The following is a 24,132-nucleotide window of genomic DNA, read 5'->3' as shown; positions in this document are numbered from 1 at the left end:
AACCCCGAAAAACTAACCTTATAGGATGGGAGTCGATGCAGAATCTCATGATTATGCCAGCTTCACCGGCCTTGGCGGAAGAACTCTCACCCAGCGATGATGCCTCGCGTGCGCTGCTCAGTGCTGCGTGCGAGTTGGCCCGTGATGCCGCACGCGTGAGCGGCAGCAGCCCCCTCCAGGTGGACATTGTGGGATCGCGCGATGTGCGCTGGCGTACCGAGCACACAGGGAGCTTGAAAGCATGGGGAGCACCGCAGGTCAACGTCGGCGGCGGGAATTTCCTTCCGGAAATCATGGCCCGCTACGTGCTTAGCCGTGCGCTTAATCGCACTTCCGATGAACCGGGCTTCGTGGTGGAGGATTCTCGCGCTGAGCTCGGTGAGGTTCGCCCCGGGCGCTTGACTGTGGTCTGCGTTGACGGTTCGGCCGGCCTGACCGAGCGCGCGCCGCTTGCGCTTGTCGATGGCGCACGGGATGCACACCTGTGGTGCGAAAGCATCCTAGCGGGAGGGGAAGGCCACTGCGACGAAGAGCGCCTCCGTGCTGCCGGTGTGCTCGAGACGAGCCTCTGGGCACAGTTGGCAAGTGTGCACCCGCGTCACGCGGAACTGCGGGCGGCGGATTCAACCCTGGGGGTAGGACGCTATGTGGCGGGGTGGCAGTGCTAATGCCTGATATTCAAGCACCCGGCCCAACCCCTATCGCGGTGGTGGGCCCGACGGCCTCCGGGAAATCAGCGCTCGGGGTAGCCCTGGCCCACGAGCTCGACGGGGAAGTTGTCAACGTCGACTCGATGCAGCTCTACCGGGGCATGGATATCGGCACAGCCAAGCTGACAATGGAGGAACGCGAAGGCATTCCGCACCATCAGCTCGATGTGTGGGACGTGACGGAAACGGCGTCGGTAGCGCGCTATCAGGCCTCCGCCATCGCGGATATTGACGGCATCCGTGCACGCGGTAAAACTCCGATTCTGGTGGGCGGCTCCATGCTGTATGTCCAATCGCTCGTGGATAACTGGCAATTCCCACCCACTGACCCGCAGGTGCGGGCCCGCTGGGAGGCCCGGCGCCAAGAGATTGGTACCGATGCTCTGCACGCGGAGCTGGCTGCTGTGGACCCAGCGGCCGCAGCCATCATCGAGGACAAAGACCCGCGCCGCACCGTGCGCGCGCTGGAGGTTATCGAGCTTACTGGGAAGCCCTTCAAAGCCAGCCAGCCACCGAAGAATGCTCCGCCCCGGTGGGGCACGATAATCCTCGGTCTGCGCACGGAATCCAACTGGCTGAACCCACGCATTGAGCTGCGCAGCCGCCTCATGTTCGATAAAGGGCTCGTGGAGGAAGTTGAATACCTTCAAGCCCACGGTCTGAAGGCTGATTCCACAGCAGGCCGGGCGATCGGTTACGCACAGGTGCTGCAAGCCCAGCGCGGCGATCTGACATGGGAAGAAGCAGTGGAGCGCACCATTACCGGAACCCGCCGCTATGTGCGCCGCCAGCGCTCCTGGTTCAACCGCGACACGCGGGTCCAGTGGCTCGATGCTGCGGCCGAGACGACGCCGCAGGCATTGCGCATCGTGGAAGGACAGTAGACTTTAAACCTATGAAGTTTGCAAAAGGCCACGGAACTGAGAACGACTTCGTCATTGTGGAAGGAACAGAAGCGCTGCCGCCGGAAAAGGTAGTGGCTCTGTGTGACCGTCGTGCGGGAATCGGTGCGGACGGCGTGCTGCGCGTTATCCGCGCCGGTCAGCTGCTTGCCAATGGGGAGATTGAGGAACTCGCGCCGGGTATCGCTGCGGAGGACTGGTTCATGGACTATCGCAATGCGGATGGCTCGATTGCGGAGATGTGTGGCAACGGCACCCGGGTCTTCGCGCACTGGGTCCGCTCCCGGGGGTTGGTGGATACGGATACCTTCACCGTGGGCACACGCGCCGGAGCCAAGCAGGTGACCGTGCACTCCTTCAACGACTCGGCGGCCGAAGTCAGCGTGGAGATGGGCCCAGCACAGGTGCTCGGCGTCTCCACAGCGTCGATGGCGGGGGAGAGCTTTGCCGGCCTTGGCGTAGACGTGGGAAATCCCCATTTGGCGGCGGTTATCCCAGACCTTAGCCCAGAGGAATTGGCTGGAAAGCGCCTCGAGCAACCGGTATTTGATACCGACTTCTTCCCGGCTGGCGTCAACGTTGAGCTGGTCACGCCCTTGGAGGATGGAACGGTTCACATGCGCGTCTTCGAGCGCGGCTCGGGCGAGACCCGTTCGTGTGGCACCGGGACGGTGGCGGCAGCGTGCGCCGCGCTTGCCGACGCCTCCCACATCACCGGCAGCGTCCGCGTCATCGTCCCCGGCGGCGAGGTCCAGGTAGAACTCACCGAGGACGGCTCCACGCTGACGGGCCCTTCGCGCATCGTGGCAACTGGTGAAACGTCACTATAGGGCTTTCAGGACGGCGTTTAGCGTCCGTCCTCCTTTTCGTAATTGGTTCCCAAGGCCAAGGCAGCGCGGCGGGCGGCGAGCCAGGCTTCTTTGAGCTCGGCGGCGCGTTCATCGGCTACCTTGAGCAGGGATTCAAGCTCACTTGTCTCGGCATTCGGCGAGTTTACTCGAGCGTCGAGGCGGCGTAAGAAGCGTTGCGCGCCATGCATCTCGTAGTGGAACGCTTCGATGGCGGGGTTGGCGCAGTCGGCGTCGACAAGCGCCGGGCGGTGCAACGTGCGGTCGGCGAGGGACTCTGCGTCGTCGCTCGTGGCAAACGTCGCGTAGTCCTCAAGCACTCCCGTGATGTCCTCGACGGTGAGTGCAATGGAAGCCCGCAGTGCTGCATGTTCCGAGGCGTTGGGGCGGGCGTCGGCAAAGAGCCACAGCGCTGCGCACACAAACGCGGCGAGGATAACCCCCGGCAGCTTCAGCGTCAGAATCAACACCGCAGCGGTAACCACGGCGAGAAGCAGCGCGAGGCCGCGACGCTGAGATGCGGAAAAACTCATGTGAACTACTCTACGGAAGTTCTATTGACCGCCGCAGCCGCCGGAGCCGCAGGCGCACCCGCCTTCGCCGCCACAGCCACCAGTGGGCAGCGCGATCGAGGCGGTCAGCATTGCCGAACCCGCAAGAACGGAATCCTTTACCGGGAGGTCTCCAAAGCTCTCGGGCAAGCAGAGATCGAAGGGGAATGCACCATCCATGACCAGATGAATGAAGCGTTCACCGGTGAGCTGGTTGTGGCGCCACTCGGATTCCATGACCCGTGCGGCAAAGGTGCAGCGCGGGGTGGGGGTTTCGGCGCCGGAACCAGCCGCGACAATGTCCGCACCCACGGACTCAAACGTGGCCGGGTAGCTTCCCTTCGCTGCTTCGTAGGCGTCTGTGCTGTCGAATGCGGAGACGTTGAGACCCATCGCAGTGAGCTCTACTTGCTGCCACTGCTGGGTGTCTTCGTCAGCGAGGAGCGGGCCCTGCGCCAGATTTGCCGTCGCCTGCGCGAGCACGTTGCCGAAAGGATCAATGATGTCCAGGAAAGCCAAGACATCATTAATCATCGACACGTGGGCGAAGCCCTGGGTAACGCCCTCGAAACCAATGAAGGTGGCGAAAGGCTCGACGGCAAGGATATTGAGTTGCGCGCCGGAAGGATCCGCGAACTGGATAAGTTGTCCCCCGCGAACCTCCCCGGTCACTGCCAGTTGATTGCTGGAAATGGCTGCCTCAACGGCGTCCTGCCAGCGCTCGTAGTTGAGGCCGATGGCCTGCATCTCTGGGTGGGAGGTTTCTTTCACGGTCATGCGCACCATTGTATCTGTCTCAGAGGGGACTCAAAAACCAGCGCTGATACGTCACCGTGCTGCGGAAGTCTGTGGGAACAGGAAGCGGAGATTCCCAGTTGAGAGGGACAACGTGCAAGAATAGGGGACATATGACAAAAGAAACCCATGATGATCTCCTCGCGCAGGCTTTTGGTGAGCCGGCGCCCAATTCACAGGAGCCAACTACCGGTGATCTCGACCTTGCGGAGCGCAACGCCTTCCGGCGAGTAAACCGTGAGACCACCATCCGCGCGGAAGACACCACCGATGGCTACGAGGTGGAGTATCGAAAGCTGCGCCTTGAGCAAGTGGTGCTCGTGGGAGTGTGGACCGAAGGTACCGTGGCCGAGGTTGAGGCCACGATGGCGGAGTTAGCCGCTCTGACGGAAACCGCGGGAGCCGAAGTCGTCGAAGCCTTGTACCAGAAGCGAGATAAACCGGATCCAGGCACCTATATCGGTTCGGGAAAAGTGAACGAGCTCAAAGACATTGTGGCTGCTACTGGTGCGGATACCGTGGTGTGCGACGGCGAGCTAACCCCCGGACAGCTCTCTGCCTTGGAGCGCGCGCTCAACACCAAGGTCATTGACCGCACCATGCTCATCCTGGATATCTTTGCGCAGCACGCCAAGTCCAGGGAAGGCAAGGCCCAGGTCTCGCTCGCGCAGCTGGAATACCTCTATACCCATACTCGTGGTTGGGGTGGAAACCTCTCGCGCCAGGCGGGCGGCCGCGCCGGCTCCAACGGTGGCGTGGGCCTGCGTGGTCCGGGTGAGACCAAGATTGAGACGGACCGCCGCCGCATCCGCACGCAGATGGCCCTGCTTCGCAAGGAGCTTAAGGCGATGAAAACGGCACGTGAGATTAAGCGTTCGCGCCGTGCGTCATCAACGATCCCTCAGATCGCCATCGCTGGCTACACCAACGCTGGCAAGTCCTCCCTCATTAATGCAATGACGGGTGCCGGCGTGCTGGTGGAGGACGCGCTCTTCGCGACCTTGGATCCCACCACTCGCCGCGCCGAGCTTGCCGATGGCCGCCAGGTCATCTTCACCGACACCGTCGGCTTCGTGCGTCACCTGCCCACGCAGTTGGTGGAAGCCTTCAAGTCCACCTTGGAGGAGGTTCTCGCAGCAGACCTGATGCTGCACGTGGTGGACGGGTCGGATCCCTTCCCGCTGAAGCAGATTGAGGCCGTCAACCAGGTCATTTATGACATCGTGAAGGAGACCGGTGAGGAGGCACCGCCGGAGATCGTCGTGATCAATAAGATTGACCAGGCCGATCCGCTGGTGCTGGCGGAACTGCGTCACGTCCTCGACCGCGACAACGTTGTGTATGTCTCCGCCAAGACGGGGGAGGGCATTGATGAGCTCACCACGCGCGTGGAGCTGTTCCTCAACTCTCAGGATGAACACGTGCAGCTTCTCGTGCCGTTTACCCGCGGGGACGTGATCGATCGCATCCACACCCAAGGCACCGTGCGCGGCGAGGACTACACGGGGGAGGGCACGCTTGTCGACGTCCGCCTGCCAGCCTCCGTCGCCGCCGAGCTCAAAGAATTTCGAGTTTCTGACCAAGACGCTTAGGTTTCGGTGCTCGCGTGAGCCATAATTAGGGCTCGTGAGTAATTTTGGCTGGGCCGTCCACGGGGACGGAAAGACGATTAAGCCGGGCGCGGTTGTCGCACCCGAAGAACGATTGAGCTGGGGCCGCACCATCGGCATCGGCATGCAGCACGTGGTGGCCATGTTTGGCGCGACGCTGCTCGTGCCCACCCTGACCGGATTCCCGGTCAACACGACGCTACTGTTTTCGGGTTTGGGAACGATACTGTTCCTCCTGATTACCCGCAACCGCCTGCCTTCTTACCTAGGTTCCTCCTTCGCGTTCATTGCGCCGTTGAGCGCCTCCCAGCAGTACGGCATTGGCGCGCAGGCAGGTTCCGTCCTCGTGACTGGCCTGGTCTTGGTGGCCATTGGTCTCGCGGTGAAGGCGGCGGGCCGAAAGGTCCTCGACGCTGTCATGCCGCCGGCCGTCACCGGTGCCATTGTTGCGCTGATCGGCCTCAACTTGGCTCCCAATGCGGCCACCAACTATTCGAGCCAGCCGCTGGTTGCCACGGTGACGCTGGCGGTCATCATCCTCGCCACTGTCGCTGGGCGGGGCATGGTTTCGCGTCTGTCGATTCTGATTGGTGTCGTCGTCGGCTGGGCTTTCGCGGCCGCCACAGGCAACCTCGGTGAGGGCGCGGTGGAGTCTATCCGCGAGGCGGCTTGGATTGGCTTCCCGCAGTTCCATGCGCCGGAGTTCCACGTTTCAGCCATCGCGGCAGCACTTCCGGTGTTGGTCGTTCTGATTGCTGAAAATGTCGGCCACGTTAAGGCGGTCTCTGAGATGACCAAGCGCGACCTCGATGATCTCGCTGGCGATGCTCTCATCGCGGACGGCCTGGCCACCTCCCTGGCCGGTGGTTTCGGTGGTTCCGGCACCACAACCTACGCGGAGAACATCGGAGTCATGGCCGCCACCCGTGTCTACTCGACGGCCGCCTATTGGGTGGCTGCTGTTACCGCTATCGCGCTGGCCTTCATCCCGAAGTTTGGCGCGCTTATCTTCACCATCCCCACCGGCGTGCTGGGCGGTGCTTGCATCGTCCTCTACGGCCTCATCGGCATGCTTGGCGTGCGCATCTGGATGGACAACAAGGTCAACTTCAACAACCCGGTGAACCTCACTGCGGCGGCAGTGGCGCTCATCGCGGGCATTGGCAACCTCACGCTCGACGTCTTCGGCGTGACCCTCGAAGGCATTGCCTGGGGCTCCGTCGGCATCATCGTGCTCTACCCAGTGATGAAGAAGCTTTACGGCACCATCGGTGAAGGCCGCGGCGCGAAGTACTAGAGGCGCTTCCGCCGACTAGCGAGGATAAGGGACCGGAGCAAAAGCACCATCTGGACGCGTATTTATGCAAAACCACAGGTGAATGTGTGCAGAAGTCTGCATAAGGTGCTTTTACTTCGGTCCCTCTGCGGTATGAGGCAGCGCATCCACATGGTTCTACTCACATGGTTCGGGTCAGAAGGTTTTCTTGGGGGTCAAGTGAACCTTCTAGGCACCTCTATATGGTTTCCTTGCCCCCAGCAAAACCGTTTGAGTAGAGCCCGATGACTAGAACCTTTTGCTAGACAACCAAGCAACGAAAAGCTCCCGCCACCCTCAGCGTAAGAGGGAAGCGGGAGCTGCCGTTCTATAAACGGAAAGTGCTTTAGGAAGCGTCGAGGTCCTGCTCGATAAGGCCAGCAATCTTCTCGACAGCTGCCTCGTTCTCGGAGGTCACGGTGACTTCGTCGCCCTGCTCGGCGCCGAGAGCCATGATCATGAGGGAGGAAGCAGCATCGGTCTCATCCTCGTCCTCATCGCCAACGAGGGTGAGGAAGATGTCCTCATCGAACTCAGCGGCAGCGTCTGCGATGATGGAGGCCGGACGTGCGTGCAGTCCGACGGAGGAACCAACCTTGACGGTCTTAGAAGCCATGATGATAATCCTTTCGAATTACGGTATTTCGTGCTTACAAGTGTACGCGGGTTAAGGGTTAGGCGGCAGCCTTGGCCATGTCGGCCTTTGCTGCAGCCTCTTCAGCAGCCTTGTTGGGCCAGAATCGCTTCATCGCGATGACCGCGATGGTGGACACGATGACGCCGGCAAGGATGGCCACGAAGTACGCCCACGCAGGTTCGATGGCGAAGATAACGAAGATTCCGCCGTGCGGGGCGCGAGACATGACGTCAAGGGACATCGACAGCGCACCAGTGACCGCGCCACCGAGCATCATCGAAGGGATGACACGCAGCGGGTCGGCGGCAGCGAACGGAATGGCGCCCTCGGAGACGAAGGACAGGCCCAGCAGCCACGCGGACTTACCATTCTCCTGCTCCGCAGGCGTGAACAGGTTCTTGCGTACGAAGGTAGCGATCGACAGCGCAATCGGCGGAACCATGCCGGAGGCCATGACGGCGGCCATGATTTTCATGGAGGCCTCGTCGCCCGTGGACAGGCCAGCGGTGGCGAAGAGGTAGGCAGCCTTGTTGACCGGGCCACCCAGGTCGGAGCACATCATCAGGCCGAGGATGATGCCCAGAAGGACAGCGGAGGAACCAGACATCGAGGACAGCCAGTTCTGCAGGCCCTCCATGATGGCGGCCAGCGGGGCACCGAGAAGCAGGTACATGAGCAGGCCAGTGATCATCGTGGCGAGCAGCGGTATGATAACGACAGGCATGAGGGAGCCGATCCAACGCGGTACCTTCCACTTGCCAATCCACAGCGCAACAAAGCCAGCAATGAGACCTGTGACGAGACCGCCGATGAAGCCAGCGCCGAGGGTCACGGCAATGGCACCACCCGCGAAGCCCGGCCCGATGCCTGGGCGGCCTGCCAGCGCGAAGGCGATGTAGCCGGAGAGCGCCGCGACGATGAATCCCATCGATGCTTGACCGATGGCGAAGAGCACGGCGCCGATGTACAGGGCGAACCCTGCCTTCTTGAAGGTCATCATTTCGCCGTCGACCATGACGTCATGGCCCGGCAAGTTGGTCAGCGAGTAGTCGGTGGTGATGGCCTGCCACCCATTAGCCATGTCATATCCGCCGAAGAGGAATCCCAGTGCCAGGAGGAGGCCGCCCGCGGCAACAAACGGAACCATGTAAGAAACGCCGGTCATGATGGCTTGCTGAATACGCTTGCCCCAGCCCAGACCCTGGCCATCTTCCTCAGCGCTAGAGGAGGAAGCGCCGGCAGTTCCTGCCACCTTGTGCGCGTTGGGGTTCTTCGAGGCGGCGATGGCCTCATCGATCATCACGCCCGGTTCGTTGATGGCGCGCTTGACGCCAGATTCGATGACCGGCTTGCCGGCGAAGCGCTCACGGTCACGAACGCCCACGTCAGTAGCGAAAATCACGGCGTCGGCAGCCGCAATCGTGTCTGCCGAAACAGAGGTGTTGTTGGAGGACCCCTGGGTCTCCACGGTGAGCTCGACGTCGTCGCGTTCCTCGGCGGTTTGAGTGAGGGCGTCGGCAGCCATGTACGTGTGAGCAATGCCGGTCGGGCATGCGGTGACGGCCACAATGCGCGTCTTCTTCGACTCTGCAGCCTTGCTCGAAGCAGGAGCCGCTGCGGCTGCACTCGCACCTGCAGTGGATGCTGATTCGGTGGCCGCAGCCTTCTTCTTCGGCTTTTCTGCGTTGACAACGTCGAGGACGAGGGAGACGATCTCTTCTTTGGTCTTCGCAGTTCGAAGGGCTTCCAGGAAGTCCTTCTTCACCAGCGCGCGAGCGAGCTTCGAGAGAATCTTCAGATGGGCCTTGCCGCCTCCTTCCGGAGCGGCGATGAGGAATACCAAGTGGGCGTCCCCGTCGGGGCCCGAGAAGTCGACCCCGCGCGAGAGACGGGCGAAGGCCAGGGTGGGTTCAGACACGGCAGCAGAGCGGCAGTGTGGGATGGCAACGCCGCCGGGGACACCGGTGCCGGCTTTGGCTTCACGCGCGATGGCCGGGCCTGCCAGCTCGTCCACGGAGGTGGCGCGGCCGGTGTCGTGAACAAGCGTGGCCAGATTGGTAATGACTGATTCGATGCTGTCACCGAAGTCGGCGTCGAGCGCCACGAGGTCGGTGGTGATGAGTCGTGATGACATCGGTAGGTACTCCTCAGTACTACTAAAGGTCGGTGACGGCAGAAACCGTCGTGTGTTCGATATCTAGTTCTTCGGGGGTTGGAATCTGGGTTCCCGGGAGTGCTGCGGCTGCTGAACCGTAGGCCACAGCCTGGCGCAGGGCCTCGGGGTACGAGGCGCCGGAGCGGCGGGCGAGGATATAGCCGGAGAGCGAAGAATCGCCGGCACCCACGGTGGAGCGCAGGGTAATCGGCGGGGGAGTAGCAGCCCATGCTTCATTGGCCGTGACCAGCACCGCGCCAGCGCCGCCCAGGGTGACAAGAACCTCGGGGATGCCGCGCTTGACGACGACCCTCGCGGCCTCAACCACTCCGCTGAAGTCGCCGTCTTCGGCGGCGGCCTCAAGGGCCTGACCATCGACACCTGCAAGCTGGCCCAGCTCGAGGCCGTTTGGCTTGATGAGGTCGGGGCTGGCTACTTCGAGGTTGTCACCGAGAGCCACCATGGGCGCATCAGAGGTATCGACGGCTATGCGCAGATCAGGGTTGGCTTCGCGGGCTACCCGGATGAGCTGCGTGTACCAGTCGGTGGGAACGCCTTGGGGGAGAGAGCCTGCCATGACTAACCACTCGGCGTCGGCGCAGTGTTCTGCGAGTTCCTGTGCAACGGCTTGCTGCACGTCCGTATCGAGCGTGGCGCCGGGGCCGTTGAGCTTGGTCGTGCGGCCATTCGGCTCGGTCAGAGTGGTGTTGGTGCGCACCGCGCTGTGAGTGGGCACGGCCTGCACGGGTATCGATGCCTCGGCCGCGAGGGCCAAGAAAGGATCGGAGGCAACGGCGGGGAGCAGCGCCAGGCTGTCGACGTTGGCGAGCGTTACCGCGTGCGTAACGTTGACGCCTTTACCACCGGCAACGCTGGAGACGGATCCGGCGCGGTGAACAGCACCAGGTTCGAGTTCCTCGTTCAAGCGCACGGTGGCGTCGATGCTCGGGTTGGGGGTCAAAGTAAGGATCATCGTGGAGAATGTCCCCTTTCGCGGAGTGCGTATATTTGGGGCAAACGCGCCTCAGCGGCGTGAACAAGAGCTTCGGTGCGGATTGCCCGTTGTCAGCGTGAAATTAATGTTGCTTAATGTTGATTATTGCCCGTATGTGTCCGAATGTCAATGGAATCACTGTGGGTTTCGTTGCATTTTTGGCCGACTTGTGATGATCTGGAAAGAGAAAACATCGTCTCCGTAAGGAAATGTGTCATGGAAAACGCATCCCCATCCATCATTAAAGGCACCGGCGTCGTCGCTGGCGTTGCATACGCTGAGGCGGTGTGGGTCCGCCCACGCCCAGAACTGCCCACGGCTGGAGAAACCGTGGCGGAAGAGCAACGTGATGCCGAATACGATCGCTTCCTCGAAGCGGTAGATATGGTTGCTAGCCGGTTGGAACAGCGTGCAGCTGGGGCCGAAGGCCAAGCGGCTGAAGTTCTTGGCGCAACCGCCGGAATGGTCAAGGACCGAGGCTGGCACAAGGCAGTGCGCAAGGGTATTCGCGGCGGTAAGAACGCCGAGTATGCAGTTGTGGGGGCCACGGACAGGTTTGTCACCATGTTTGAGGCCGCCGGCGGCGTCATGGCTGAGCGCACGACGGACCTCAAGGACGTGCGCGATCGAGTGATTGCTCAGCTGCGCGGTGAGCAAGAGCCGGGTCTCCCCATGGTCGAAGGAAAGGCTGTACTGCTGGCTGACGATCTAGCCCCGGCGGATATCGCAACCTTAGACACCACTCACATCAAGGCGCTCGTGACCGAGCTTGGCGGGCCAACCAGCCACACCGCGATTATTGCTCGCCAGCTTGATCTTCCCTGCATCGTGGCAGTGGGCGCTAAGCTGCGAACGATTGAGGCAGGCACCCAGCTCTTCGTTGATGGCTCCGTAGGATCGGTGTCCCTCGGTGCAGATCGTGCCTCCGCGCTGAAGGCCGTGGAGGAATACCGTGAGAAGGCGGCACGAGTTGCCCAGTGGCGGGGACCAGCCCAGACCAAGGATGGCCATCGCGTGCAGTTGCTGGCCAACGTTGCTGACGGAAACGCAGCCCGCATCGCCTCTGACTCGCAGGCAGAAGGCATTGGCCTATACCGCACGGAGTTGTCCTTCCTCTCTGCCAGCGAGGAACCGACCGTCGAGGAGCAAGCGCGCATCTACGGCAAGGTTTTCAACGCTTTCCCGGAGTCCAAGGTCGTCGTTCGCACGCTCGACGCCGGTTCGGATAAGCCGATTTCCTATGCCACCTTGGACTCGGAAGAAAACCCCGCATTGGGCGTTCGTGGTTTGCGCATCGCCCGCGACAACGAGGCGCTGTTGACTCGTCAGCTCGACGCTATCGCCCAGGCCGCGGAAAAGCGCGGAGATGGGGCTACGACGTGGGTTATGGCGCCGATGGTGGCTACCGCAGTGGAAGCGAAATGGTTCGCTGGTCTGTGCCGCGAGCGCGGTTTGACCGCCGGCGCGATGATTGAGGTTCCCGCCGCAGCCTTGATGGCGGATACCATCATGCCTCACCTCGATTTCGTGTCCATTGGTACCAATGATTTGACGCAGTACACCATGGCCGCGGACCGTCTGTCGCCGCAGCTGGCCTACTTGACCGATCCGTGGCAGCCTGCTGTCCTTCGCCTGATTCAGCACACCTGCGTGGTGGGGCGCGATAACAACGTTCCGGTTGGCGTCTGCGGCGAAGCCGCAGCTGATCCCATGCTTGCCTGCGTGTTGACTGGCCTCGGTGTGACTTCGCTGTCGGCGGCGTCGACTGCGGTGGCTGGCGTCGGTGCGCAGCTGGCTGAGCTCAGCCTTGAGCAGTGCCAGAAGATGGCAGAGGCGGCTGTCAACGCCGAAAGCCCAGCGGACGCTCGTGCCGCAGTGATTGCGCTGCTGGAAGAATACCAGTCCGCTTAGATCGCTGAATTGCACAGGAGGTGTGCGCCCTCATTATGTGGGGTGCACACCTCCTGATTTGATCTATGGGTGCTGAATTGATCTATTGGTGAAACCGCCTACTTGTCCGCGGCGACAATCACTTCGATGCCGTGCTCGCGCAGAGCCTCAACGTAGGAATCGGGGGCGGCGGCGTCGGTAATGACGACATCAATCTCATCGAGTGATGCAAAGCTGACCAAGTAGTCATTGCCCAACTTCGATGAATCACACAGCACGACAACGCGGTGTGCATTGGTGACGAATGCTGACTTGATAGCCGCCTCTTGCGAATCGGCCGTGGAGAGCCCGTGGTCAATGGTTAGCGCATTGGTTCCGATGAAGGCGACGTCGGCACGCATCAGGGCCATGGTGCGAAGCGCAGTGTCACCGACGACGGCCTGGGTAATCGCGCGCACGGTGCCACCCAGCAGCTGGACGTCAGATACCCCGTTGCTGGCTAGTGAAAGAGCGATCGGGAGACTATTCGACACAATGCTGAATTGCCCGGCCGAGTAGCGCTGGCCTATGAGATCGGCAAGCGCATTCGTGGTGGTTCCGGCATCGAGAAAGATGCTGCCGCCGTCAGGAAGCTGCTCCAGTGCGGCGCGTGCGATGGCCATCTTGGCGCCTGTGGCCGAACGTTGGCGAGTATCAAGGGTGAATTCGGCGGTCTGGAAGGATTGGGAGGCGACTGCACCACCATGAACTCGGTGTACAACTCCCTCTCGGTCCAAGACCGCGAGATCGCGGCGAATCGTCTCAGCGGTGACATCGAAGCGCTCGGAGAGCTCTGTGACATTGACTCGTCCTTCTACAGCGGTCAATGACGCAATTTGTCGGCGACGCTCTTCTGCGTACATGGTTCCTCCAAATGAAGTCTGCCTGTGGTGGTCACTGCGCCCGCCGGTGAAGGAAAACGGGGCTGGGGCATGTGAACGAAAAGAACAACGGATGTTGTGGCGATACTTCTATTGTCCCACTGAATGCGAACAAAACGGAACTAAACAAAGAAAAGCTCACATCGGATGCGTGCCTTAGGCATTAAAACCCACGTTTGTACTGCGAGTATCTGAATGTGTGATCTCGGACGCTAAAACGGTCGAAATCGGGCATGTACACACACAAGGGGGTAAAAAGAAACAATCCCCCAGTCCGGTTCGCCCGCACCGAGTGGGTGGTTAGTGTGGCGCGGGGGAAGGCCTGAGGGAGTGCTGAGGGTGGATGGTTTCTAGAGTTTGCGGAACACGGATACTACCTTGCCCATGATTTCGGCTTCATCGCCCTTGATGGGTGAGTAAGCGTCATTGTGGGGGAGGAGCCATACACCGGAGGAATCTCGGTGAAATTCCTTCACGGTCGCTTCTTCACCATCCAAAAGTGCGGCTACGAACTCGCCTTCTTCTGCAACAGACTGCGAGCGAATAATAACCCAATCCCCGTTGAGGATTCCCGCATCCTGCATTGAATCTCCCACGACTTGCAGCATATATAGTTCGCCGCTGCCTAGGATTTCACCCGGCATGGGGAAGTAGGCGTCGATGTTCTCCTCGGCGGTGATGGGGGAACCAGCGGCAATGCGGCCCACAACAGGAATGTAGTTTGGGGTGGCGGCGTCTTCGGGCGCGTCAGGGGTGGAGGTTCCCGATGGTGCGATTGCCTGCCCGGTCTTGCGCCCGGGCTTTTTGGGGTCGTCGGCGCCGGGGAAATGGCGCACATCAACAGCTCGTGGCTTGTTTGGATCGCGGCGAAGGAAGCCCTTCTCTTCCAGCTGCTTTAACTGATAGGCCACGGACGAGGTGGACTGGAGGCCTGTTGCGTCACCGATTTCGCGGATGCTTGGCGGATAGCCGCGCAACATGACGGCGTCATGGATTACTTCCAAGATGCGGCGTTGGCGAGGGGAAAGTGAATCGAGGGAAGGGTGGTCGCTTCGCTTCGGATTGCGGGCCATTCTTGCTCCTAGGAACTGTCGGGGTGTGCAGAGATGATGTGCGCGGCTTTGGTGTGCCGGGCATAAGTGGGAGTGGGCTGCTGGTGATACTTCCGCTTCCCTTTTTAGCACGGAAAGAAAAAATGTTCGACTAACGCCGCCCGAGTGTGGACAAACTTTCGAAGGCCTGCTATAAATCGAACATACACACCAAATCGAACGATTGATCGAAGGTGATGTTCGAAGATGTCGGGCTTGGTTCGTACACTTCGGGCATTGTCTCATTGAATAAGGAAGACCTAGAAAGGAACCGTCATGGCTATCGCATTAAACAATGCCTCTGTACTGCGCGGGGTGTCCCTCGAGAAGTCTAGCAATCGGGCTGTGCTAGTGCCGCCAGCGGCGGTCTGGGATCCCGCTCAGTCTCGGTCGATCACGTCTGATGCCCCGCGCAACCTTCCATATGGGCCGTCTCGTGTTCGAACTCTTGCCGTAAACGATAGAACACAGTGCCGTCCGGAAATTCCGGTGAATTCCCAGGTTTCGGCCGCCGGGGCAACATCGGGCAGCCGTCGTAGTCGGTCGAACGTAGGTAACTATGTGCTCGGAGCAGTCTTTGGCGCCGCGGTATTCATCGGCACAGTATGGGGTGGCCTCAATATCGATAGTGAGGTTGACAGTGCGAGCACCTCTTCGACCACGACGGTCGTGTCTTCGCGCTAGAATTCCTTGGGCCAGCAGCATGTGCGCATTGGTCGAAAGGAAGGATACGGCACTGTGTATTGCCCGTTCTGTCACAACGAACAATCACGCGTTATTGACTCGCGCGTGATCGACAGTGGAACCTCGATCCGGCGGCGTCGCGAATGCGCCGCGTGCAAAGGTCGCTTCACCACCATCGAGAAAGCAGTCTTGTCAGTAGTCAAGCGAAATGGCTTGGCTGAGCCTTTCAGTCGCGACAAGCTGATCCGAGGCGTCAAACGTGCATGTCAGGGGCGCGACGTTAGCGATGATGCTTTGAAGAAGCTCGCTCAAGAAGTTGAAGAGACCGTGCGCAGTCACGGCTCCTCGCAAGTAAACGCCAATGACATCGGCCTTGCCATCCTGGAACCTCTGCGAGATCTCGATGAAGTGGCCTACCTGCGCTTTGCGTCCGTGTATAAGTCTTTTGAAAGCGCCGACGACTTCGAATCAGAAATCCGCCTCATGCGTCGGCGCGACCGCGATAGCTTTTAGCGTAATTTATCCACTGCCTTTTGGATTCTCCTCAAAGACACCGCGTGGGCAGTGCCCAGGCGTTGTGCGAAGAGCGATACGCGCAGTTCCTCAATCATCCAGTAGATGTCTTTAACCTCACGCGTCTTTTCACGGCCAGGAGGCAGGGAACGCAACCGATTGGCCACATAGGCTTTGGCCTCGTCGACGTCTGCCTGCCGGTCAGCATCGCGGTCCGGGTCCACGTTCATTTCCTCAAGCCTGATGCGCGCGGCCTGGATATAGCGCGGTAGATGGCGCAGATGTTGGATCCCGTGGACGGTGATGGCGTGCGCGGGCAACAGGAAATTGAGCTGGGCCCGAATATCATCGATGGCCGGCCCCTCCCAGTGCTTCAGCTCAGCATTCAGATTGGAATACTCTGCCAGGCCCGGCGCAATTGCAACGACTGCCTGGCGCACTCTGCCCGGGACCTCCGGTTTGACCGCGTTGAGCAATGCATTGAAGTCACCGGGGGTGCGCACGGGGCCGCCCTTTTCCATCATGATGTCGCGTACTGCGGCAACCCGGGCATCACTGACAAGTCCTTCCGCCCCGCCGTGGGGGTAGGAGTCGACGGCTACCCGCTGCTGTAGAGGAAGCCCTTTGACCATCTGCTGCGTATTCACCGTAATTTCCCGGAGCAGCAAGGTTAGGGTGGTGGTGATCATGGAGGCGTCGGCAGCCGCCTTGGTGGGATGGACCTTGAGCGCCACGCCGTCCTTGGTCGCTACGAGCGCGGGGTAGGCGGTGACCTCATGCCCATCGACGACGGTTACCACTTCCTCATCGATGGCGCCGAGCGTATCCTCCGTCCATTCCTTGACCGCAGTGGATTCGGCGGCGCGGCCAACGCGTGAGACCGAGGAGGAAATGTGGCCGGCTTGGCGTTGGACCAGAGCCTGCAGGTTGCGGTCTGAGTCGATGACCTTGCCCCGCTTGTCCACTGCGGCATAGTTCATGCGCAGATGCGGAGGGAGCTGGTCGGGGCGGAAATCGCCGGCATTGATGCCTTGGCCGCCCATCTCTTGCAAAACCGCAGCGAGTTGCTCGGTGAGCGCGCCCTCATAGGGCAAGAGCTTGGGCAGTGCACGTTCAGCGAACTCGGGTGCCGGAACCACGGTGCGTCGAAGAGCCTTCGGCAGCGAGCGAATGAGCTCTGTTACGAGCTCTAGGCGTAGGCCCGGTACCAGCCAATCGAAGCCTTCTGTGTCCAACCCCGCGAGGAGCGGGACGGGAACCATGAGTGTGACACCGTCGAGCGGGTCTCCCGGCTCGAACTTGTAGGACAAGTCGTAGTCGATGCTCCCCTTCAACCAGCGGTCGGGGAAGGCATCCTCGGTGACATCGTGATCCTCCTCAAGGAGCGCTTCTGGGTCGAAGTCCAAGGAATGCTTGTTCTTCTGCTTTTTCCACCAGGAATCGAAATGCCGGGCGGTGGTGACAGACGCAGGGATGCGCTGATCGTAGAAATCGAAGAGAGTGTCTTCGTCCACGACGAGTCCGCGCCGGCGGGCCTTCTCCTCATATTCGGAGGCCTCGGCGAGTTTGCGCTTGTTGTCGTGGAAGAAGTGGTGGTGGGTGGTCCAGTCGCCGTCGACTAGCGCGTTACGGATGAACATATCGCGCGCTGCCTCAGGATCCACGCGGTGATAGGGCACGGTCCGGTCGGCGACAACAGTGACGCCATAAAGCGTCGAGCGTTGGGTGACGACCGCAGAGCCGCGCTTTCGCGACCACGTCGGGTCAGAATAGTTGTGCTTCAGCAAATCCTTCGCCAGCTTTTCAACCCATGCTGGGTCGATGGCAGCAACGTCGCGCGCCCACAGGCGCGACGTTTCCACCAACTCGGCCGCCATGACGAACTCGGGCGGTTTCTTTGCCAGTGCCGATCCGGGGAAGACGAGGAAGCGGGTATTGCGTGCACCAATGAACTCCTTAGAGTTGCCATCACGCGCGCCGATATTAGACAACAGTCCAGAGAGCAAGGCCATATGGATGTCATCGGGGCGACGCTCTGTGCTTTCCTGGGCTTTCCACCCGAGCTGCTTGGCGACGTCCCGCAGCTGCCGCACCAGATCGAACCACTCTCGGATGCGCATATAGTGCAGGAAGTCGGCCTTCATCCGTTTGCGGAAAGCATTGCCGCTCATCTCATCGCGAGCTTCCTGGACAAAGTCCCACAGGTTGAGCATGGCCACAAAGTCGGAGGTTTTATCCTTGAAGCGGGCATGTGCCTGGTCGGCTTGAGCTTGCTTGTCGCTCGGCCGCTCGCGCACATCTTGGATCGTCATGGCAGCAACGATGACCATGACGTCGTGGAGACAACCGGAAGTCTTGGCCTCGACCAGCATGCGGGCCATGCGTGGATCTACGGGGATGCGGGCAAGATCGCGGCCTATTCGGGTCAGGACAGGTAGTCCGTCTTTTTCTTTGCCCTCGAGGGCGCCCAGTTCGTGCAGAAGAAGTAGGCCGTCTCGTACGGCCTTCGGCTCAGGGGGTTGGACGAAGGGGAAGTCAGCAATGTCACCAAGGCGCAGCGAAATCATCTGTAGGATGACGCTGGCCAGGTTGGTGCGCAGAATCTCGGGATCCGTAAACTCCGGGCGGGATAGGAAATCCTGCTCGCTGTACAGCCGGATGGCGATGCCATCCGCAACGCGGCCACAGCGGCCCGAGCGCTGGTTGGCGCTTGCCTGGGAGATCGGCTCGATGGGGAGGCGCTGCACCTTGGTGCGCGTGGAATAGCGCGATATACGCGCCGTTCCCGTATCCACGACGTAGCGAATGCCTGGCACCGTCAACGAGGTCTCAGCAATGTTGGTGGAGAGCACGATGCGCCGTCCGCGGTGCGAGCGGAAGACGCGATGTTGTTCCTGGTTGGACAGGCGTCCGAAGAGCGGAGTGACCTCCACGTTGCGCCAGTGGCGCCCCTCGATGGCCTCCATGGCGTCGCGGATATCGCGCTCTCCGGGGAAGAAGCACAGAATATCTCCTTCGCCTTCGGCCATGAGCTCCTCGATGGCTTCACAGAGGGCGTCGAGAGGATCGAGGTCGATGGTCTTGCCGCCCGATTCGACCTCGAGCGGGCGGTAGCGGATCTCCACGGGGTAGGTTCGCCCGGAGACCTCGATGATGGGTGCAGGTTTGCCCTCAGCGTCCGCGAAGTGTTCGGCGAAGCGCTCGGGATCAATCGTTGCTGAGGTGATAATGACCTTCAGATCCGGACGCTTGGGAAGCAGCCGCTTGAGGTAGCCCAAGAGGAAGTCGATGTTGAGTGAGCGCTCGTGTGCCTCATCGATGATGATGGTGTCGTAGGCATTGAGGAAACGGTCGCGCTGCATTTCTGCCAGCAGGATGCCGTCGGTCATGAGCTTCACGGCGGTGGTGGAGGAGACTTTGTCATCGAAGCGAATGGCATAGCCGACTGTCTCCCCGATGGACTGATCAAGTTCTTCTGCAATGCGCTCGGCGACGGTACGCGCTGCTAGTCGCCGCGGCTGGGTATGGCCAATGAGCCCTCGGCGGCCGCGGCCGAGTTCCAGGCAGATTTTGGGAATCTGGGTGGTCTTTCCCGAACCGGTTTCACCAGCGATGATGACCACCTGATTCTTTTCGATCGCCTCGGCGATATCGTCGCGGCGCCCGGTGACGGGAAGCTGCTCGGGGTAGGTAATCGGCGGCACGTTGGCATCGATGGTGCTCACCTTGTCTTGGGCGGCTGTGATATCGGCCTGGATCGCAGCCAGGGCCTTGGGAGAGCGAGCCTTGCGCAGGCGGCGACGGAATGCGCGCTCATCACTCAAAGAAACTGTTGTGAGAGCGCCGTAAAGATCTTCGCGAGTAGCAGTCATAGTTGACCTAAAAGTCTACTCGGAAGGCTATTCGCTCACAGGTCCAGGTAGAGAAATTGGTACCCTCGTGGTGACTGTGTGAACAATGATTAAAGAAGGGCACAATCAATGACTAATCCTTTTGGTTCGAATCCGGAGGACAACGGCTCCAACGGAGGGTTCGGAAGCAACCCGCAGAACGGCCCCGGTAATTCTTCCGGGAACACAGGTGGACTTCCAAAGTATGAACCCACCAGCCACCCAGAAGACCAGGCTGGTTTCGGTCAATCCGGCAACTATGGCAACTATGGCGGTGGAGCTTACGGCTCTCAGTCCTATGGTGGGTACGATGCTGGCCAGCCGGGTTATGCCGGTGCGAGCTATGGGAATAGCTCCGGTCAAGAGGGCCTCGGCCCAGGTGCCGGTCCGGCCTATACGGGCCCAGTCAGCGCTATCGAAGCGATCAAATGGGGATTCAAGGCCGCGCTCGGCAACGCACTTTTGTGGGTGCTGGGCGCCGTCGTCGTGCTTGCTATTCAGTTTGTCCCACAAATTGGAATCAGCGTTGGTGCGCAGAGCGCCGATGGGGCGGAAACCTCCGTCATGGTGGACCTCTTCTCCTTCGCAGTGTCCATCCTGTCCTTTGTCATTTCTCTGGTCGTTTATCGTTTGGCCTACCGTGAAATCGATAAGCCGAGCCCCACATGGGGAACCCTGTTCCAGGGGGTCCGGTGGGTACCGCCGCTCGTGGTGAACATCGTCTTGGGCATTCTCGCAGCGATTGCCCTGGTGATCGTCATCGTCGTCCTGTTTATGGTGGTCCTCGGCGGTGTGGAAGGTACGGACCTCCAGAACCCAGAGCAGCTCAGCCAGAGCGATGTTTTCGCGCTCGTTGGCTCCATCTTTGGTGGGCTCCTTGTAGTGATGTTGATTGCGCTGTTTATTCAGCCCTTCTTTACCCTCATGCCCTGGTTGGCAGCCGATACTTCCTCGATCGGCGAGGCTTTCTCCCAGGGACTCAAGCTGGGCAAGGAAAACTACAGCCACCTTTTGCTGTTTATTGTCCTGTCTGGCCTCTTGGGTTTCGCGTCCCTTATTACCTTGGGCTTGGCTCTGATTATTATCGCGCCGGCCCTTCAGCTGGCGACAGCGCACCTGTGCCGTCAGTGCCAGGGTCGTTATGCTCCCACAGCTTAAGGTCTAAACCAGACCTATAACGCAACGCCGCCTAAGCTTTCCGCTTGTTTAGCCACCGCCTACCGAGGCGGGCCGGGCTACAAGAGGTAAGCCAAGGGCGGCTTTGTAGTATTTAAAGCCATCAGAGTTGGGAGAATCATGCTTTTGGAGAATTGGCCATCCATTAACAATTCGAAAATTGTCGGACAAGATATCGTTACCCTTAACGGAGAAGTGAAGTGCCCCAGGTTTTGTTCCGTTTGAGTAGATGGGAAAATCTGGAACATGCCAAGAAAATTTGATCAGGATGCGAAAGACCGTGTCGTCCGCCTCGTTGAGGATCGCATCTTGGCGGAGAACATGTCGATGTGGGCCGCGTACCAGGCAGTGGCGCCGAAGCTAGGCGTCTCATGGCACACGGCCCGGCTGTGGACACAGGCTGCCCGCCGCGAGGGACGTGTTGCCGAACCGATGTCTGAGGATTTGGCTGTTGAAGTTGTCAGACTCCGCCGTGAAGTTCAGGAGCTGCAGGATACTAACGAGTTATTGAAAGCTGCCTCGGCTTTTTCGCATCCGAACTCGACCCACAACGTCGGAAATGATCCGGTTCATTGATGAGTATCGTGATCGTTTCTCGATCGAGTTCATTTGTTCGACGTTGCGAATCAATCGTGAGGGCGGTTTTATCACCTCGCGCGGGTATCGCCAATCAAGAGCTCGTGGACCCAGCGCCCGCAGGCTTCGTGATGCTGTTCTTGCAGAACACATTCGCTGATAATTACGGCGTGTACGGCATCCGTAAGATGTGGCACGCGCTGCGCCGCGAAGGAATCGACATTGGACGTGAGCACACTGCTCGCCTGATGCGCCTTGCTGGAGTCAGTGGCAAAGGTTAGGGTCGGTCACCTGTGACTACTTGTAGATCTAAGGGACCGGACACTCGCCTTGATCTGGTGAATCGTGAGTTCAAGGCCCCTGGGCCGAACAGGTTGTGGGTGGCTGACATTACGTATGTACGTACCAGGAAAGGATTCGTGTACACCGCTTTTGTCACCGACGTGTACTCCCGCAGAATCGTTGGGTGGGCGTTGTCTGATTCGATGCGAACTGAAGTCTTGCCGCTGCAGGCGCTTAACCAAGCGATTGTATGTGCGAAGGAAACAACGGGCTTGGTTCACCATGCAGACCATGGATCTCAATACGTCAGCATTGCCTATAACGAACGCCTTGCTGAGTATGGAATTATTGCGTCGACCGGCACTGTTGGTGATTCTTATGACAATGCGCTGGCTGAGAACGTCAACGGTTCCTACAAAAACGAGCTCATCCATACCCGCACATGGAACGATGTTGTCGACGTGGAAATCGCAACCTTCGAGTGGGTGACGTGGTGGAACGAGTCCCGGCTTCATCAGAGCCTGGGCTACCGTACGCCGACCGAGGTGGAGACCAAGTTTTGGGAACATAACCCAGACCACGGGATAATGGAAAACAAGGCACATGCCTAGGAACAAAAACCGGGGCACTTCACCACCATCTTGTTGAGGCCAATGGCTAGGGTAAAAGCGGATTCCGTACTTTCCACCCTGCAAAATGGAAATCTCCATCCTAATACATGATTCTGCTGTTGAATCTGCCAAATAGAAGGGCTGATCAGGTTCGTAATACCACGTTTCAGGCCCTCCAGCGATGCACTCACCAGTGGAGCGCCCTCATATGGGAAAACAGAAAGACAAAAGCATCAAACGTTGAGTACTAGTTCAACACTTGATGCTCTTTCTGTGAAACATTCAGTCAGTGAGCTGAATGGTCAGAGTAGGTTTTCCGAGTCTATTTCTTTCCATCGTTGAGCTGCCGTGCCACGTTGTTTAAATGCGCTTACGAGGTCGCGAGCTACTGCGGGATGTCCTACGATGTGGCTTACTTTTGATAGTAGTTCGTTACTATCAGTCGCTTCTGAGTTGAGGAAATCTAGGATTTCTTGTCGAGTCCTGTATTCTTGTTCGAAGGTGAGGTCATGGCGTAGGCACGCTTTATCCCACGCTTTATGCTCTTCGGGGGCTGAGTTGAGTAGGATTGCGAGCCGTCGTTGGTTAAGTTCTAATTGGGAAATGCGATGCTCGATATTGTCCATGTTTTTATAGGGCCAGCCAAGCAATAACGTCTGCGATCATCAGTGAGTAGGACGTACCGACGATTGGTTCTAGGGCTATTGTGAGCTTTTCTTTCACGATGTGGTGCGCCAGATCTGGTAGCTCTGCTACCTCATCGATTTCGTCGGCAATTTCGTCACTATGCTGCAGAATCTTTTTGCGTGCTCCATCGTCTAGTGCGTCACCAGCTCGCTCGATGAACTTTTCAGGTGTATTGCGGAGTAGCCATGAAATACCCTGTAGGGATTTCTTGGCGATGAATCCTTTAAATCCATACGGCTGCACTTCAGGGGTCTCTGATTTGAAGGTGCTGTGTGCGAGGTTGGAGCTTCCTTGGGTACTTGTCGCAGGCGCCTTCTCAGTTTCTTTTTCTGTAGCGTTAGCTACTGCGAATTGTCCAGAAGATGCAAGAAGTGTGCCTGCGACAATCATGGCGGCGATGCGGTGTTGTTGTTTTTGCATGTTAAATATGCTTTCCGTAGATTGGCAGTGGTGCTAATAATGATAACTTCTACCGAGCTATCGCGCAGGCCGAATTTCGGCGATCTAAGATTGCTTCGGTAACCAACCTTCAACTTCCTCACACCTAGTGAATGGGGTGAAGGAAGTCAATTGAAGTGCCCCAGATTTTCCCATCTGCTCAGACGGAACAAAACCTGGGGCACTTCAGGCCTCATTACTTTTGCGGAGGCGCTTGTACTCATTGATGTTTTCTGGGCACACAGGGATATTGTGCCTTGGCGTAAGCCCTGTGGCTAGATCCCCGCCGGCGAACTGCTTCCGCCAACGCTTAAACGAGCTATAACTGACACCGATGGAGTCCAAGTACTTCCGGCGCTGCCCATGTTTAACCGAGTAGTACTCAAGTGTTGCGACCGGCTATTTGGTAGCAGTGTCGTGACTATCTGGTAGCGCTTCAGTGAGTATCTGGTAGCAGCTCGCGGCGCTCGGGGTGATACTTCCGGTAGCCGCACCACTCGGGTGCGGCGCGTACTGGAAGGAGTCCGCTGATGACGGATTACCGTGCGGTGATGACGCTGCTGATTAGGAAGCGTTCTTACCGCCAGATTGAAGACCAGCTCGGGTGCTCGCACCGCGCGATTTCCCGAGCGAACCAAGCGCTGCGAAGCCTTGGCCTGACTACTGCCCAGCAGGTCGCGGCGTTGACGAATGACGAGCTAGACGAGATATTCGTTGATAAACGCACCAGCGGTCAAGGCGAGTTCGTCCCGATTGACTTTGACGCGGTCGTCAAAGCACGCACAGGGCGTGTGAAGCAGACACTGCAAGTATTGTGGGCTCGCTACACCACCACCCCCACCCAGCCGGGCCAGCGT

General features: G+C 59.3%; 19 protein-coding genes and 2 pseudogenes. 12 read left to right on the top strand and 9 right to left on the bottom strand.

Annotation, left to right across the window (positions count from 1 at the left end; translation table 11 throughout):
• The first annotated feature begins 35 nt into the window (after window positions 1–35).
• Genes M5J06_RS04665 through dapF form a run of 3 tightly spaced genes read left to right on the top strand, consistent with a single transcriptional unit; the run spans window position 36 to window position 2,442 of the window.
• A complete protein-coding gene (locus tag M5J06_RS04665) occupies window positions 36–668 on the top strand; it encodes a hypothetical protein (RefSeq protein ID WP_250224096.1) in 633 nt (210 codons plus the stop codon).
• Window positions 668–1,594, top strand: coding sequence for a tRNA (adenosine(37)-N6)-dimethylallyltransferase MiaA (gene miaA / locus M5J06_RS04660; protein WP_250224095.1), 927 nt, complete (start codon window positions 668–670; stop codon window positions 1,592–1,594). Before M5J06_RS04665 ends, miaA begins: the two co-directional genes overlap by 1 nt.
• An 11-nt stretch (window positions 1,595–1,605) precedes the next feature.
• Window positions 1,606–2,442 carry a diaminopimelate epimerase gene (gene dapF / locus M5J06_RS04655; protein WP_250224094.1) on the top strand — a complete coding sequence of 279 codons (837 nt, stop codon included), beginning with the start codon at window positions 1,606–1,608 and terminating at the stop codon, window positions 2,440–2,442.
• 17 nt (window positions 2,443–2,459) lie between these two features.
• Here dapF and M5J06_RS04650 read toward each other — a convergent pair whose 3' ends face one another.
• Window positions 2,460–2,993 (bottom strand): hypothetical protein, encoded by a 534-nt coding sequence (locus tag M5J06_RS04650; protein ID WP_070524492.1) that lies wholly within the window; start codon window positions 2,991–2,993, stop codon window positions 2,460–2,462.
• Between the two features lie 21 nt (window positions 2,994–3,014).
• Window positions 3,015–3,797, bottom strand: coding sequence for a hypothetical protein (locus tag M5J06_RS04645; protein WP_250224093.1), 783 nt, complete (start codon window positions 3,795–3,797; stop codon window positions 3,015–3,017).
• Window positions 3,798–3,919: 122 nt separating this feature from the next.
• On the opposite strand from M5J06_RS04645, the gene hflX reads away from it, so the two are divergent.
• Together hflX and M5J06_RS04635 are read left to right on the top strand one after the other, a co-directional pair.
• Entirely contained in the window at window positions 3,920–5,398 is a 1,479-nt protein-coding gene (hflX, locus tag M5J06_RS04640; protein ID WP_250224092.1) for a GTPase HflX, read from the top strand.
• A 34-nt stretch (window positions 5,399–5,432) separates the two neighbouring features.
• Window positions 5,433–6,713: a uracil-xanthine permease family protein gene (locus M5J06_RS04635; RefSeq protein WP_070524486.1), complete on the top strand. Its 1,281-nt coding sequence runs from the start codon at window positions 5,433–5,435 to the stop codon at window positions 6,711–6,713.
• 364 nt (window positions 6,714–7,077) lie between these two features.
• Here M5J06_RS04635 and M5J06_RS04630 read toward each other — a convergent pair whose 3' ends face one another.
• Genes M5J06_RS04630 through M5J06_RS04620 form a run of 3 tightly spaced genes read right to left on the bottom strand, consistent with a single transcriptional unit; the run spans window position 7,078 to window position 10,496 of the window.
• Window positions 7,078–7,347 (bottom strand): HPr family phosphocarrier protein, encoded by a 270-nt coding sequence (locus M5J06_RS04630; RefSeq protein ID WP_010190265.1) that lies wholly within the window; start codon window positions 7,345–7,347, stop codon window positions 7,078–7,080.
• A gap of 58 nt (window positions 7,348–7,405) precedes the next feature.
• On the bottom strand, window positions 7,406–9,502 hold the full coding sequence (locus tag M5J06_RS04625) for a PTS fructose transporter subunit IIABC (protein WP_250224091.1): 2,097 nt from the start codon (window positions 9,500–9,502) through the stop codon (window positions 7,406–7,408).
• Between the two features lie 22 nt (window positions 9,503–9,524).
• On the bottom strand, window positions 9,525–10,496 hold the full coding sequence (locus tag M5J06_RS04620; protein ID WP_250224090.1) for a 1-phosphofructokinase family hexose kinase: 972 nt from the start codon (window positions 10,494–10,496) through the stop codon (window positions 9,525–9,527).
• Between the two features lie 237 nt (window positions 10,497–10,733).
• Between M5J06_RS04620 and ptsP the strand changes: the two genes are divergently transcribed.
• Complete coding sequence (gene ptsP, locus M5J06_RS04615; RefSeq protein ID WP_250224089.1) at window positions 10,734–12,428, top strand: phosphoenolpyruvate--protein phosphotransferase; 1,695 nt, start codon at window positions 10,734–10,736, stop codon at window positions 12,426–12,428.
• Between the two features lie 98 nt (window positions 12,429–12,526).
• Here ptsP and sugR read toward each other — a convergent pair whose 3' ends face one another.
• Both sugR and lexA read right to left on the bottom strand, forming a co-directional pair.
• Window positions 12,527–13,309 (bottom strand): transcriptional regulator SugR, encoded by a 783-nt coding sequence (gene sugR, locus M5J06_RS04610; RefSeq protein ID WP_070524475.1) that lies wholly within the window; start codon window positions 13,307–13,309, stop codon window positions 12,527–12,529.
• Between the two features lie 368 nt (window positions 13,310–13,677).
• Window positions 13,678–14,400 (bottom strand): transcriptional repressor LexA, encoded by a 723-nt coding sequence (gene lexA, locus M5J06_RS04605; protein WP_070531375.1) that lies wholly within the window; start codon window positions 14,398–14,400, stop codon window positions 13,678–13,680.
• Between the two features lie 756 nt (window positions 14,401–15,156).
• On the opposite strand from lexA, the gene nrdR reads away from it, so the two are divergent.
• Complete coding sequence (gene nrdR / locus M5J06_RS04600) at window positions 15,157–15,615, top strand: transcriptional regulator NrdR (protein ID WP_010190258.1); 459 nt, start codon at window positions 15,157–15,159, stop codon at window positions 15,613–15,615.
• On the opposite strand, the gene hrpA is transcribed toward nrdR, so the two are convergent.
• On the bottom strand, window positions 15,612–19,487 hold the full coding sequence (gene hrpA, locus M5J06_RS04595; RefSeq protein ID WP_250224088.1) for an ATP-dependent RNA helicase HrpA: 3,876 nt from the start codon (window positions 19,485–19,487) through the stop codon (window positions 15,612–15,614). The two genes, nrdR and hrpA, sit on opposite strands and share 4 nt — an antisense overlap.
• 108 nt (window positions 19,488–19,595) lie before the next feature.
• On the opposite strand from hrpA, the gene M5J06_RS04590 reads away from it, so the two are divergent.
• The 4 genes and pseudogenes from M5J06_RS04590 to M5J06_RS12445 all read left to right on the top strand — a co-directional run bounded on the left by M5J06_RS04590 (window position 19,596) and on the right by M5J06_RS12445 (window position 22,150).
• Window positions 19,596–20,663, top strand: a complete 1,068-nt coding sequence (locus tag M5J06_RS04590) for a hypothetical protein (RefSeq protein ID WP_250224087.1) — start codon at window positions 19,596–19,598, stop codon at window positions 20,661–20,663.
• Window positions 20,664–20,881: 218 nt separating this feature from the next.
• A pseudogene (locus M5J06_RS12455) lies at window positions 20,882–21,068 on the top strand (hypothetical protein); the annotation flags it as partial.
• A 188-nt stretch (window positions 21,069–21,256) separates the two neighbouring features.
• Window positions 21,257–21,538: an IS3 family transposase gene (locus tag M5J06_RS12450; protein ID WP_367615192.1), complete on the top strand. Its 282-nt coding sequence runs from the start codon at window positions 21,257–21,259 to the stop codon at window positions 21,536–21,538.
• A gap of 12 nt (window positions 21,539–21,550) precedes the next feature.
• A complete protein-coding gene (locus M5J06_RS12445; RefSeq protein WP_367615191.1) occupies window positions 21,551–22,150 on the top strand; it encodes an IS3 family transposase in 600 nt (199 codons plus the stop codon).
• A gap of 630 nt (window positions 22,151–22,780) precedes the next feature.
• Here the strand turns inward: M5J06_RS12445 and M5J06_RS04580 are convergent.
• Entirely contained in the window at window positions 22,781–23,257 is a 477-nt protein-coding gene (locus tag M5J06_RS04580; RefSeq protein ID WP_250224086.1) for a YqxI family protein, read from the bottom strand.
• Window positions 23,258–23,805: 548 nt separating this feature from the next.
• On the opposite strand from M5J06_RS04580, the pseudogene M5J06_RS04575 reads away from it, so the two are divergent.
• A pseudogene (locus M5J06_RS04575) lies at window positions 23,806–24,132 on the top strand (IS21 family transposase); the annotation flags it as partial.

The organism is Corynebacterium intestinale (assembly GCF_023574125.1).
Classification (GTDB): Bacteria; Actinomycetota; Actinomycetes; order Mycobacteriales; family Mycobacteriaceae; genus Corynebacterium; species Corynebacterium hesseae.
Note: the sequence above shows the minus strand (reverse complement) of the source record. Positions and strands in the feature narration are given on the sequence as shown.